The organism is Oerskovia sp. NPDC060287, assembly GCF_042726775.1.
In the GTDB taxonomy this organism is placed as follows: domain Bacteria; phylum Actinomycetota; class Actinomycetes; order Actinomycetales; family Cellulomonadaceae; genus Oerskovia; species Oerskovia merdavium.
The window spans coordinates 1-10566 of sequence record NZ_JBHXBO010000142.1 but is presented as its reverse complement, the minus strand read 5'-3'; the positions used below and the strand labels follow the sequence as shown (position 1 = coordinate 10566).

Here is a 10566-nt window from a genome sequence, read left to right as displayed (position 1 = left end):
AGGTTGCGCTCGTCCTGACGCCCAGAACGACCGCAACCTCGTGCTCGGCACCCCTCCAGCAGGCTCAGGCCTCGCCCGGCACGTGCTCCTTGGCCTCGTCGTACCCCTCGCTCCCGGGCAGCTCGCTCGGCCCGTAGACCAGGTGCACCACACCCGTGGGGAAGACCTCGGAGCGCAGCAGCCGCAAGGGGTAGATCGTGTCCCCCTCGTCGAAGAGCCGCTCCCCCTTGCGCGCCGCGACCGGGTGGACCAGGAGGCTCAGCTCGTCCACGAGCCCGGCCGCGAGGAGCTGACGGACGACCGAGATCGACCCCGCGACCAGGACCTTGGCGATGCCCGGGGTCTCCTTGAGCGTGGTCACGGCCTCGACCAGGTCGCCGTCGACCTTCTCGACGTTGCGCCACCCGAGGTCCGCGTCGCCCCGGGTCGCGACGAGCTTGCGCAGGTCGCCGAGCCGCTTGGCGAACACCGCGTCCTCCTCGCCCGCCTCCTCGCGACCGGGCCAGGCACCCGCGAAGCTGTCGTACGTGACGCGCCCCAGGAGCAACGCGTCGACGCCCGTGTAGTCCTCGTCGACCGCGGCGCCCATGTGCTCGTCGAAGTACGGGAAGTGCCACGTCGGGTCGATCTCGACGACGCCGTCGAGCGAGCTGAACAGCGTGGAGACGAGCTTGGCCATGATGAGGTCCCTTCAGGGTCTGCGGGTACGTCTGGTGAGACCGGGCGACGCTGCCGAACTCATCGGTCCCTGCCTCCCACCGTGGCACGCACCCCGGCGCGTTGCGCGCGCGGGGTGCGTGCCGCCGTCGGGCCACGTGGGCTCAGCGCCGCAGGCCCGTCGCGACCACGGCCCCGACCGTGAGGTGGAGCGCGGCCAGGAGCACGGTAGCGGACGCGCTCGCCGCACCCAGCGGACCGAGCAGGGACACCAGGAGCACGACGGCGCAGGTCACCAGCCAGGTCCGCTCACCTGGGGTCCTTCCGGCCCGCGGCGAGCCGAGCCGGCGAAGGAGCGACCGGACACCCCAACCCGCGAGACCGACGAGCAGCGCGGTGACGATCACGGCGACCGGTCCGACCACCGTGTCACCGGCCCCGCCCCGCACGACGGCCTCGACCCCGAGCGCCGTCCCGGCGCCCCACACGAGCAGCCCTGCCGCAGCGGCGAGCAACGGCACGCTCCACCCGGGCACCCTCCTCGTCCTCGTCTCGGGGCGCACGGCCCCTCGCCCCGCGGCCGGGTCGAGCCCGTCCGCGCCCGCGTCCTTCGTGCCTGCTTCGGTCCTGCCCGCATCGTCCGTGCCCATGACGCCTCCCTCGGTCAGCCGACCGAGCGGTGCTCGGGCCGGTCGCCGGCCCCTCGGCCGACGTCCCCACCGTGGCCCGCGGACCTCGGCGCCGGACCCTGCCGACGTCTTCGCCCACCACGACCGACGGCCCGCTCCCCCCTCCGAAAGTCGGTGGTGGTGGCATCGCGCCGGTTCCTACGGTGGCGGCATGAACATCCACCCGAACGATCCGTGCTCACCGCCGCGGGCCCCTTCCCGGACCGTGCTGACCGGGGCCGTGCTCGCGGTCGGCGCCCTCACCGCCCTGATGCTGTGGGGTGCCCTGCCGGACGAGCCCTGGCCGCGCGTCGTGCTCGACGTCGTCGTCGGTCTGGTCGCCGTGGCCCTCAGCCCTTTCCTGTGGTGGTCACCGCGCCGCACAGGACCGGGCCCCAGGGACGGCGCGGCGGCGCTCAGCGACCCCGTGGTGCCGGCCCTCGTGCTGGCGGCGCTCGCAGCACTGTCCCCCGCGGCGACGCCCGCATCCACGGTCGCGACGCTCGAGGTGGCCCGTCGTCGGCCCCTGCGCGTCGCGGTGCTCGTCGCCGCGGCAGGCTTCGCGGGGCACGCCGTCCAGGCGCTGTGGCGCCCCACGGGCCTCCCGCTCGGGTGGTGGCTGCTGTGCGACGCCGCGGTGCACGCCGCCCTCGTCGGCTGGGGGGCGTTCGCGCAGGCCAGGGCCCAGGTCGTCGCGGACCTGCGCGAGCGGGCGCTGCGGGCCGAGCGCGAGCAGGAGCTGCGCGTGCGGGAGGCCCGCACGGCCGAGCGCACGCGGATCGCCCGGGAGATGCACGACACGCTCGCCCACCGGCTGTCGCTGCTCGCGACCGTCGCGGGGGCGCTCGAGTTCCGGCCCGACTCCCCGCCCGAGGAGGTCGCCCGCGCCGCAGGCCTGGTCCGGGAGGGCGTGAGCGCCGCGCTCGAGGACCTGCGGGACGTGGTGGGCGTGCTGCGCGCCGAGCCCGACGCGCTGCGCCCGCCGCCCGGCCCGGCCGACGTGGCACGGCTCGTCGACGAGTCCCGGCTCGCCGGTGTCGAGGTCGACTGGGAGCTGGACGGCGACCTCGGCAGGGTTCCGGCCACCGTGCAGGCCGCGACCTTCCGCGCCGTGCAGGAAGGGCTGACCAACGCCCGGCGGCACGCTCCCGGCAGTGCGGTCCGCGTCGCGGTCGTGGTCGCTCCGGGAGAGGTTCGGGTCGACGTGTCCGACGACGGCCCCTCACCCGGGCACGTCCCCACGCTTCAGGGCACGGGGACCGGGCTCGTGGGGCTCCGCGAACGAGCCGGGCTGCTGCGCGGCGAGGTGCGCGCCGGGCCGGCCCCGGAGGGTGCCGGGTTCCGGCTCACGGTGTCGCTACCGTGGGACTCATGACCCGACCCGTGCGGATCGCGATCGTCGACGACGACGCCCTGGTGCGGTCCGGCCTGCGCATGATGCTGCACGGCACGCTGGGCATCGAGGTCGTCGGCGAGGCCGCCGACGGCGCGGAGGTCCCCGGCCTCCTCGACGCCCACCCCCTCGACGTGGTCCTCATGGACCTGCGGATGCCTCGGGTCGACGGGATCACCGCGACCGCCAGGGTGCGCGCACGGACCGACCCGCCCGCCGTCGTCGTGCTCACGACCTTCGACACCGAGGACGAGGTGCTCGGCGCGCTCCGCGCCGGCGCGGTCGGGTACCTCCTCAAGGACATGCCCCCGGCCCGGATCGCGGCTGCGGTCCTCGCTGCCGCTGCCGGCGAGCCCGTGCTGTCGCCCGACGTCGCGCGACGTCTCATGGCCTCGGCCGCCTCGGTCGGTGAGGCGCGGGCACGGGCGCGGGCGTCGCTCGACCTGCTGACCGGCAGAGAGCGCGACGTCGCGCTCGCCGTCGGGCGCGGTGCGAGCAACGCCGAGGTCGGGCGCGAGCTCTACCTCAGCGTCCCGACCGTCAAGGCGCACGTGTCGAGCGTCCTCGACAAGCTGGGCCTGGAGAACCGGACACAGCTCGCCGTGCTGGTGCGGGACGCCGGAGGCGACTGACGGCTCGGGGTCACGCTGCTCAGTCCCCCGGCCACTCCCCCGTCCACCTCTGGAAGGCTCGCGCCCCGCCGCGGTCGATCAGGGCCTTGACCCCGGAGAACACCGCGCCCTGGATCAGGGCGGCGACCAAGATCTCACGCAGCGGGTACTCCGACTGCAGCGGTGTGGGTGCGTCCTTGCGGTGGCCGGGTGACACCCGCTTGTAGACCTGCTTGAAGACCTGGCCCGCGACCAGTCCGCCGATGATCGAGCTGATCAGCCCGAACGGCCGGTACAGGATCTTCGCGGCCTTGCCGTCGTGCTCCTCGGTACGGTCGGTCACGTGGTCGATCGTGGCGTCGCTCATGCTTCGACGCTAACGCCGGGGACGAGCCGTCGCAGGGTGGGCGGTGCGCGTACCGGCGACGGCGCCCAGCGGATCACGAGTCCGCCGGGACCACCACACAGCCTGCGGGGTCGAGCGCGACCCGGACCCGCTCCCCCGGTGCGGGGGCGAACGGGTGGTGCGTGGCGCCGTCGGGCACGGAGCCCGCCGACGGAGTGCCGAGCGCGACCACGCGCTGCGGGCCCGACCCCAGGTCCACCTCGACCGTGACCTCGGTGCGCCCGCGCCGGAAGGCGCTGCGGACGACGGTGCCGCTCGCGGTCCAGGCCACCACTCCGTCGGAACGGTCCCCGGCCGTGCCCGGGCCACCTCCTGACAGCGTGTCCGCGGTGCGGTGGGCAGGCACGAGCACGAGCCCCGTCGGACCGATCGCGAGCAGCTCGCCACCGGCTCCGGCACCGCCCGAAGCCTCCTGCGCGACGAACGCCTGGTACCCCAGGAACTCCGCGACCCGGCGCGACGCGGGCGCACGCCACAGGTCCTCGGGCGCCGCGACCTGGAGCAACCGGCCGGCGTCCATGACGGCCACGCGGTCGGCCACGGTGAAGGCCTCGTCGTGGTCGTGCGTCACGAACAGGGCGGTGGTCCCGGTCGCGACGAGGGCCGCGCGCAGGTCCGCCGCGAGCCGGTCGCGCAGCCCCCGGTCGAGAGCGGACAACGGCTCGTCGAGCAGCAGGAGCTGCGGCTCGGGCGCCAGCGCGCGAGCGAGCGCGACGCGCTGCCGCTCGCCACCGCTCAGGGTCGCGACGGGCCGCTGCGCGTACCCGGAGAGCCCGACGACGTCGAGCAGCTCGGCCACCCTGCCCGCGGCCGCGGACCGCTTGACGCCCGCCATCTGGAGCCCGAACGCGACGTTCCCCGCGACGTCCCGGTGCGGGAAGAGCTGCCCCTCCTGGAACATGAGCCCGAACCCGCGCCGGTGCACGGGCACGCCCGCGAGGTCGCGCCCGTCCCACGCGATGCTCCCGCCTGCGACGGGCTCGAGCCCCGCGACGGCACGCAGGAGGCTCGACTTGCCGCAGCCGCTCGGTCCCAGCAGCGCGAGCACCTCGCCCGGCGCGAGGTCGAGGCTCACTCCGCGCACGGCCGTCGTCCCGGGGCCTTTCGAGGAGGCCGGGTCGGGGTAGTGCACGACGACGTCGCGCACCGTGAGCCCTCGGCCCGCCGGGCTCCTGGTCGGGTCGCGCGGCTCGTGCGGGTCGTGCGGCTCAGCCGAGCCGTCGAGGCCTTCGCTCCGATCCACCACCGTGGCTCCGTCCATCAGAACTCTCCTGCCGAGCGGTCGCCGCGCAGGCGCTCCGCCACCATCATCACCGTTGCCGTGAGGACCGCGAGCACGACGCTCGCGGCCAGTGCCATGCCGTAGTTCTCCGCCCCGGGCCGCCCGATGAGCCGGAAGATGACCACGGGGAGCGTGGCCGCGTCGGGCCGGGCCAGGAACGACGTCGCCCCGAACTCGCCGAGCGACACCGCGAACGCGAACCCGATCGCGAGGCCCAGCGACCGGGCCGCGATGGGCCCGTCGACTGCGGCGAACACGCGGGCGGGCGACGCCCCGAGCGTCGCGGCGGCCTCGCGCAGGCGCGGGTCGATCGCGCGCAGCACGGGCAGCACGGTCCTGACCACGAGCGGGATCGCGACGACCGCCTGCGCGATGGGCACGAGCAGCCCCGAGGTCCGCAGGTCCACGTCGATGCCGAGCGGTTTGTCGAGCGTGATGAGGAACCCGAACCCGACCGTCACCGCCGAGACGCCGAGCGGGAGCATGAAGACCGAGTCGAGCGCGCTGATCGCCCGCCGACCCGTGCGCGACCGCGGACGCCGCGAGACGACGAGCGCGACGAGCCCGCCGATCACGACCGCGAGCAGGGTCGCGACCGCGGCGGTCCGGAGCGAGTTGGCCGTGGCCTCCCACACGGTCACGCTCAGGGCGTTGCGCCCGCCGGTCGTGCCGAGGTTCGCGTAGTTCGCGAGGCTCCAGCCGTCGGGGGTCTGGAACGAGCGCACGAGGAGGTTGACGAGCGGCAGGGCGATCAGGCCCAGCACGACGACGGCGGTCACCGCGAGCGGGGCCGCGTCGGCCCGCAGCCGCAGCGGCCGGGCGGCGGACGTCGCCGCGGACAGGTGGAGCGCGCGCTCGCGGCGGGTGCGGGTCCGGTTGGCGACGCTCAGCGCGACCACGACCACGACGAGCTGCACGACCGAGAGCACCGCGGCCGCGCGCAGGTCGAGGAACTGCGTGGTCTGGATCCAGATCTCGGTCTCGATGGTCCCGTACTGGACCCCGCCCAGGACGAGCACGACCCCGAACGCCGTGGCGCAGAACAGGAACACGATCGACGCGGCCGACGCGATGGCCGGGGCCAGCGACGGCAGCGTCACGGAACGGAACGCGCGCCAGGGCGAGGCGCCCAGGGCGCGAGCCGCTTCCTCGGCGCGCGGGTCGAGGTGCTCCCAGAGCCCGCCGACGGTCCGCACCACGACCGAGTAGTTGAAGAACACGAGGGCCAGGACGATCGCCCCGAACGTCCCGTCGAGCCGCAGGAACCCGAGCAGCCCGCCCTCGACCAGCAGGGAGCGGAAAGCCACCCCGACCACGACGGTCGGCAGCACGAACGGCACGGTCACGAACGCGCGCAGGAACGTGCGCCCCCGGAACCGGCACCGGTACAGCACGTACGCGCCGGGCACGCCGAGCAGCACCGAGATCACGGTCCCGAGCACGCCCTGCCACAGCGTCAGCCCGATGATCCGCCAGGTCCGCGGCTCGGAGAACACCTCGGCGAAGCCGGAGAGGTCGAGGGAGCCGTTGCTGACGAACCCGCGCGCGATCAGCGTCACGACGGGCCACGCGAAGAACACCCCGAGGAACAGCAGCGGCAGCCCGGCGGCGAGCCCCCACAGGAGGACCCGCCCGCCGCGCTGCACCGCCGCGGGCACGCCGCGGCTCACGGGCAACGTGCTCAGCCGATCACCGTCGACGTCCACGCCTTGATCCACTCGTCGCGGTGGGCGGTGATGTCGGCCGGCGCGACCTCGAAGGGCGACGGGGACAGGGGCGCGAACTCGGCCCAGCCCTCGGGCAGCTCGGTGTCCGCGTCCGCCGGGTACATGTACATGTTGTCGGCGATGTCGGCCTGGAACGCGTCGCTCACGAGGAAGTCGACGAGCTTCTTGGCGCCCTCGGGGTTCTTGGCCCCGGCCAGCACGCCCGTGTACTCGACCTGGCGGAAGCAGGTGTCGAGCAGCGCACCCGTCGTGGTCTCGGTGCCGTCCTCGGTGACCGTGAACGCGGGCGACGTCGAGTAGGACAGCACGAGGGGGCGCGGGCCCTTGCCCTCGGAGCCGGAGAAGTCGACGTAGTAGGCGTCGGACCATCCGTCAGCGACCTTGACGCCGTTGTCCTCGAGCTTGCTCCAGTAGCCCTCCCAGCCGTCCTCGCCGTAGGCGCCGACGGTCGCGAGCAGGAACGACAGCCCGGGCGACGACGTCGCGGGGTTGGTCACGACGAGCAGGTCCTTGTACTCGGGCTCGGTCAGGTCGTCGAGGGTCACGGGCTCGGGGATGCCCGCTGCCGTGAACCAGGCGTGGTCGACGTTGACGCAGACGTCGCCGAGGTCCACGGGGGTGAGCTCGCCGTCCCCGACGGCGTACTGGGCCGCCGAGTCGGCGAGGCCCGCGGGCGTGTAGGGCTCGAGCACGCCCTCGTCGATCGCGCGGGTCGCGAACGAGTTGTCGATGCCGAACACGACGTCGCCGAGCGGCGCGTCCTTGGTCAGGATCAGCTGGTTGACGAGCGCTCCGCCGTCGCCGGGAGCGACCTGCTTGACGGTCAGCCCGGACTCCTTCTCGAACGCGGCGAGGACGTCCTCGCTCACGTTGAAGGAGTCGTGCGTGACGAGCGTGACGGTGCTCGCCTCCGCGCTCGAGGTGTCGCCTGCGCCTGTGTCGGTCGACCCGGCACAGGCCGTGAGAGCCAGCGCGCTGAGCCCGCCGACGAGACCGAGGCCGATCTTGTGAGCGGGGCCGCGGCGGGTACTGATGGTGTTCACGTGTCCTCCTTGGACGTCACAGGAGGGGGACCTCGCGCACGGAAGGTCCGTGAGCGAGGCTGGAGAAGCCCGACTTCCTCCACCGGTGCTAACCGGATCAGGTTCGAGGGTCTGCGGTGGTCCGCACTCTCAGCGCCTGTTGCCCGTTGTCTCCGGGCGGTCGGCGCTCCCCTGTCGTTCACCTGCGACTTTACACCGCGGCCCGACGGCGCGGGCAGGGGTCCGGCGTGTGGTCTCGCCCGAGGCGCGCCCCGCCCGGGGCGACGGCTACGGTGGGACCTGAGCTCCGCCGTCGGGCACGTGCACGACGCGCGGCGCGCCCCGCCCGCCGCACCCTCACCAGGAGGTCCACATGGCCGAGAACGAGCAGACCCTCACCGAGAAGGTCGCGACCGTCGCCCTGACGCTGGCCGCGGGCTGGGTCGCGCAGAAGGTCGTGAGCTTCGCGTGGGCCAAGGCGACGGGGCACGACGCCCCCAAGGACCTGGACGACCCCGAGGTCGGCATCATCAGCGCCGTCACGTTCGCCGCGGCCGCTGCGGCCGCGAGCGTGTTCGCCCGCCGATTCGCGGGGCGCGAGGCCAAGCGCGTCGTGACGCGGCTCGCGGCCCGCGCGTCCTGAGACCGGGGTCGGGCGGCACCGGCGGGTCCGCACCCGCCGCGCGAGGGTCGTTCCGTAGGGTGTCTCGATGCCCTCCCTCTCTGCTGCCCGACGCCGTCGCTCACCCCTCGTCGGAGGCCTCCTCGTCGTGGGGCTCGCACTGACCGGGTGCTCGTCGTCCGGGAACGGCTCCGAGGTGCCGCCCACGCCGAGCGCGGCCGCGACCGCGGTCGCGCTGCCCGACGGCACGGTCGGCATGGCGGCCGGCTGGGTGCTCGAGCTGCTCAACGCGGACGCCTCCCCCGACGCCGCGACGCTGGACCGGCGGTTCGCCCGGTCGTTCCTGGACCAGGTGCCCGCCGCGCAGCTCGTGCCCGTCCTGGACCGGCTCCGCGCAGACCGTGAGTGGGTGCCGGTCTCGGTCGACGTGGTCGACGCGGACGAGAAGCAGGCCGCGCTGACGATCGTCGGGGCGAGCGGGCAGTACTTCACGATGCAGATCGGTGTCGATGCGGACAGCCGCATCGAGACCCTGTTCTTCGGCCCGGGCGACGACCCGCACCGCGAGCCCGCGGCGAGCTGGGACGAGCTGGGCGAACGCCTCGACGCCGTGGACGCGCAGAGCTCGCTGCTCGTGGCCCGGGTCCTGGACAACGGGACGTGCCAGGCGGTCGAAGAGGCCCCTGGCGGCACGGACCCGGACGAGGTGCTGCCGCTCGGCTCGATCTTCAAGCTCTACGTGCTGGGCGCGGTGTCGCAGGCCGTCGAGGCAGGGACGCTGACCTGGGACGACGAGCTGACCGTGACCGACGACGTGCGGTCGCTGCCCTCGGGCCAGCTCCAGGACGCGCCCACGGGCACCGTGGTCACGGTGCGCGAGGCGGCCGGGCTCATGATCTCGATCAGCGACAACACCGCGACCGACCTGCTGGTCCAGGCCGTGGGGCGTGACGTCGTCGAACGCGCGCAGGCCGAGCTGGGGCACGCCGACCCGTCCCTGAACACCCCGTTCCTGACGACCCGCGACGCGTTCACGATCGCGTGGGGCTCACCGTCGCAGGCCACCGGGTGGGCCGCGGCCGGCACCGCGGAACGGCGCGCGCTGCTCGACGCGCTGCCCGGCGGCCCCCTCGACGTCGACCCCGCGGGAGTGACCACGCCCGTGTGGCAGGACGACGTCGACTGGTTCGCGACGTCGTCGGACCTGTGCGCCGCGCACGTCTGGTTGCACGACCGCGGCGAGCAGGACCCCGTGGTCCGTGAGGTGCTCTCGGTCAACCCCGGCATCGAGGTCGACACGACGGCCTGGCCCTACGTCGCGTTCAAGGGCGGCAGCGCGCCGGGCGTCCTGGCGGGCTCGTGGCTGGCGGAGGACGCCGAGGGCGACACGTACGTCGTGACCGTGCAGCTCGCCGCCACGGACCCGGCCGTGGTCGCGGACCCGATGGTGCTGGTCGACACCGCGGAGAGCGCGTTCGCGCTGCTGGGAGGGGCTGCGGGCTCGGAGTAGGGCGTGCTGCCCCCGGGGACCGGGGCCGACCGTCGTCCTGCCGAGGATCTCCGGCGTGGGACCTACCCGCCGGGAGCCAGGTCCGCGACGGCCCTGTCGATCCGCCGCTGCCGGGTCTCGGGGGTCTTCGCGGCCTCGATCGGCTCGACCAGCGCGCGCCGACGGCTGAACGACAGCCCGTCGAACGCCGCACGCGCCTCGGCCGTGAGCGCTGCCGCGAGGTCGTCGGGCACCGTGACCTCGCGCGGTGCGTCGTCGACCTCGATCTCGACGTCCACCTCGTCGCCGCCCGACACCCTGGCGGCCACCCTGTTCTCCGCGCTGAGCGCGATCATGAACCGTCCCTGGTACGGCGCGACCGAGCTGCGGTAGGTGTGCCCGCCGAGCGTGACGCGCACCGGGACGCGCTTGCCCGCGCCGAGCGCGGTGACCACGTCGTCGGGCACGGGGAGGCCGGTGGCCGTCTTGCCGCTCTGGAGGATCGTCGTCCGGAATCGCATGGGCCGAGTTTTCCACCGGCCCGACGACGTCGCGCGCCGACCGCCCGACGCTCGCCCCGCCGTCGGCCGGGTGGGGAGCCGGGGCCGGGGCTGGGGTCCTGCGGGCCGGGCCCGGGCCGAGGTAGAACGTGCTGCGCGAGGTAGAACGCACCGCGCACTACCTCGCGC

General features: G+C 74.3%; 11 protein-coding genes and 1 riboswitch. Of the genes, 4 read left to right on the top strand and 7 right to left on the bottom strand.

Annotated features, from left to right (window positions below):
• Positions 1-64: 64 nt before the first annotated feature.
• A complete protein-coding gene (locus tag ACFWFR_RS13075; RefSeq protein ID WP_191802774.1) occupies positions 65-679 on the bottom strand; it encodes a dihydrofolate reductase family protein in 615 nt (204 codons plus the stop codon).
• Between the two features lie 142 nt (positions 680-821).
• Entirely contained in the window at positions 822-1307 is a 486-nt protein-coding gene (locus ACFWFR_RS13070; protein WP_377623237.1) for a DUF6069 family protein, read from the bottom strand.
• A gap of 190 nt (positions 1308-1497) precedes the next feature.
• On the opposite strand from ACFWFR_RS13070, the gene ACFWFR_RS13065 reads away from it, so the two are divergent.
• Together ACFWFR_RS13065 and ACFWFR_RS13060 are read left to right on the top strand one after the other, a co-directional pair.
• Entirely contained in the window at positions 1498-2700 is a 1203-nt protein-coding gene (locus ACFWFR_RS13065; RefSeq protein ID WP_377623236.1) for a sensor histidine kinase, read from the top strand.
• Positions 2697-3350: a response regulator transcription factor gene (locus ACFWFR_RS13060; protein ID WP_191802772.1), complete on the top strand. Its 654-nt coding sequence runs from the start codon at positions 2697-2699 to the stop codon at positions 3348-3350. The genes ACFWFR_RS13065 and ACFWFR_RS13060 overlap by 4 nt, the downstream gene beginning before the upstream one ends.
• 19 nt (positions 3351-3369) lie before the next feature.
• On the opposite strand, the gene ACFWFR_RS13055 is transcribed toward ACFWFR_RS13060, so the two are convergent.
• From ACFWFR_RS13055 to ACFWFR_RS13040, 4 genes are all read right to left on the bottom strand, one after another.
• Positions 3370-3696 (bottom strand): DUF4235 domain-containing protein, encoded by a 327-nt coding sequence (locus ACFWFR_RS13055; protein ID WP_191802770.1) that lies wholly within the window; start codon positions 3694-3696, stop codon positions 3370-3372.
• A 73-nt stretch (positions 3697-3769) separates the two neighbouring features.
• A complete protein-coding gene (locus ACFWFR_RS13050) occupies positions 3770-4996 on the bottom strand; it encodes an ABC transporter ATP-binding protein (RefSeq protein WP_377623235.1) in 1227 nt (408 codons plus the stop codon).
• Positions 4996-6687, bottom strand: a complete 1692-nt coding sequence (locus ACFWFR_RS13045) for an ABC transporter permease (protein WP_377623238.1) — start codon at positions 6685-6687, stop codon at positions 4996-4998. Before ACFWFR_RS13045 ends, ACFWFR_RS13050 begins: the two co-directional genes overlap by 1 nt.
• An 11-nt stretch (positions 6688-6698) precedes the next feature.
• A complete protein-coding gene (locus ACFWFR_RS13040; RefSeq protein WP_377615231.1) occupies positions 6699-7787 on the bottom strand; it encodes a thiamine ABC transporter substrate binding subunit in 1089 nt (362 codons plus the stop codon).
• Positions 7788-7844: 57 nt separating this feature from the next.
• Positions 7845-7970, bottom strand: a riboswitch (TPP riboswitch).
• Positions 7971-8139: 169 nt separating this feature from the next.
• Here ACFWFR_RS13040 and ACFWFR_RS13035 point away from each other — a divergent pair.
• Both ACFWFR_RS13035 and ACFWFR_RS13030 read left to right on the top strand, forming a co-directional pair.
• On the top strand, positions 8140-8409 hold the full coding sequence (locus ACFWFR_RS13035; RefSeq protein ID WP_191802764.1) for a DUF4235 domain-containing protein: 270 nt from the start codon (positions 8140-8142) through the stop codon (positions 8407-8409).
• A gap of 67 nt (positions 8410-8476) precedes the next feature.
• Positions 8477-9898 (top strand): serine hydrolase, encoded by a 1422-nt coding sequence (locus ACFWFR_RS13030; RefSeq protein WP_377623234.1) that lies wholly within the window; start codon positions 8477-8479, stop codon positions 9896-9898.
• Positions 9899-9960: 62 nt separating this feature from the next.
• Here the strand turns inward: ACFWFR_RS13030 and ACFWFR_RS13025 are convergent, their stop codons facing one another.
• Entirely contained in the window at positions 9961-10398 is a 438-nt protein-coding gene (locus ACFWFR_RS13025) for a YdeI/OmpD-associated family protein (protein WP_377623233.1), read from the bottom strand.
• Between the last annotated feature and the right edge of the window lie 168 nt (positions 10399-10566).